We start from the raw sequence: 1,117 nt of genomic DNA on the forward strand, positions 1-1,117 counted from the left end.
GCAGAGCGGGCTGGACGCCCGCTTCGCCCGCGCCGACGAGGAGCTGACCCGCGTGTGCGAGCAGTACGGCATCCGCAAGGATTTCGCCATCGGCAAGCAGGGCACGGAACTCATTCAAAGTCTCGGCGGCGGGCTGCCGCTGGGGTTTTGAACCCGTAGGATGGCGTCGCAGAGGATTCACAGCAGACGCGGCACGCGAAGTGTCTCGCCCAGAAACGGCTGGACGCCCTCCAGCCACGCCAATACTTGCTGCCGCGCGCCCTCATCTTCCAACGCGCCTTGAGCGTGCAGCCCCAACGCATACTCCACCAGCGACCACTTGAGCCGCTCCGAGAACTCCATAAAGGCGTATGTGTCGGGTAGTGGAACCTTCAGCGACCACTGGCGGATGCAGTCCCGCCGCTGGGAGGCGTCCTCCAAAGCCAGACAGTCGCGCAGGCGCGACAACCATTCATCGGCTTCCGTGCAGCCAAGAACCGCCCGCTCGCTCGGCAGCACGCCAAACTCGTTCAGAAGCGTCCACAAGGCAGACCGATACTTTTCGAGTTTTGCCTCCATCGCCTCGTCCCACAAGTCTATATCCCCCCACCAGAGATCGTCCACGACGCCTTCTATGGCAATAATCGGATGCGAGAGCACCACAACCCCATCCGTTTCCTGCGCCCACACCCAGTGGCGCGAGAGGCGCGAATCCACAATCTCATACTGGGAGGCTGGGTTCCAGATTGCATATAGGAACTCGGAGTTAGCGATCAGAAAGTAGGTGTGCGCCTGCCAGTGGGGGTCTGCCGCACCTCGCCCTAACCGAGCAAGTAGCGACAGCCCATTTTCCGCACACGGCGTGCGTGAAGGTGCGCCGAAGTCGAATCGTACCCCCAGCACAGTGTGAACCGTCTCATGCCGACTGATGTTGGCTCGGCGTCGTACCCACATGGTGCGCGCCTCCAGCCGATTCTACCTGCCGTCCAGCGTCGCGCTTCAGCCTGCCAAAGTCTCTCGGATGACCGCCAACGCCTGCTCGATATCTGCGCGAGTGATGTGGTAGTGCGTCACGGCGCGCAAGCGCGTGCCCGACAGCGACAGCAGCACCCCACGCGCCGCCAACGCCTGCTGCAAC

At 62.8% G+C, this 1,117-nt stretch carries 1 protein-coding gene; it reads right to left on the reverse strand.

The window, feature by feature from the left end; genetic code table 11:
- Positions 1-177: 177 nt before the first annotated feature.
- Positions 178-696 carry a hypothetical protein gene (locus tag NW852_RS05540; protein ID WP_414426528.1) on the reverse strand — a complete coding sequence of 173 codons (519 nt, stop codon included), beginning with the start codon at positions 694-696 and terminating at the stop codon, positions 178-180.
- Positions 697-1,117: the final 421 nt, after the last annotated feature.

Origin of the sequence: Synechococcus sp. H60.1, assembly GCF_047462335.1 — a bacterium.
GTDB lineage: Bacteria > Cyanobacteriota > Cyanobacteriia > Thermostichales > Thermostichaceae > Thermostichus.